We start from the raw sequence: 499 nt of genomic DNA on the forward strand, positions 1-499 counted from the left end.
ATATCGGCACGCATCTGCGCGAGTTCTCGTTGCCAGATTTTCTGACGGTCGCGGTCGAGAAAGCGATGTGAGATGAGAAAAACGATTTCGGCATCCGTCTCACGGCGCGCCAAATACGCCAAGGGGCGAATTATGTTAACGTCCTGCAGCAGATTGAAAATGAATATGATAGACGACATGGAGATCAAGCCGATTTGAGTTTATTGTCATCGTCATTAGTTTCTTCGTATGTCGCAAATACTGTCGACCAATACGGAGAATCAAGTTCCGAAAACACTATTTTAATATTACCGAACAACTGCCGAACAACACTTGTCATATTTTCTATTGTCGCATTGTACTCTGCGATGTCTACCGAAACAAAATTGGATTTCCGACCAAATAAGGTCTTACTATAGCGCCTGGGTAAGCTGCTCATAGGTAATTCCCAGACGAGCATGTTGCCGATCTCCTGCGGACCATTGAGACTGGCTTTCAGCGGCTTTGCCAGCTTCTGCAT

At 45.7% G+C, this 499-nt stretch carries 1 protein-coding gene; it reads right to left on the bottom strand.

Annotated features, from left to right (window positions below; all coding sequences use genetic code 11):
* Nucleotides 1–184: 184 nt before the first annotated feature.
* Nucleotides 185–499 (bottom strand): hypothetical protein (locus AC1D0P_RS28520; protein WP_477679811.1); only part of this gene is annotated, 315 nt, incomplete at its 5' end.

It is taken from the genome of Polaromonas sp. P1_G2 (assembly GCF_056405515.1).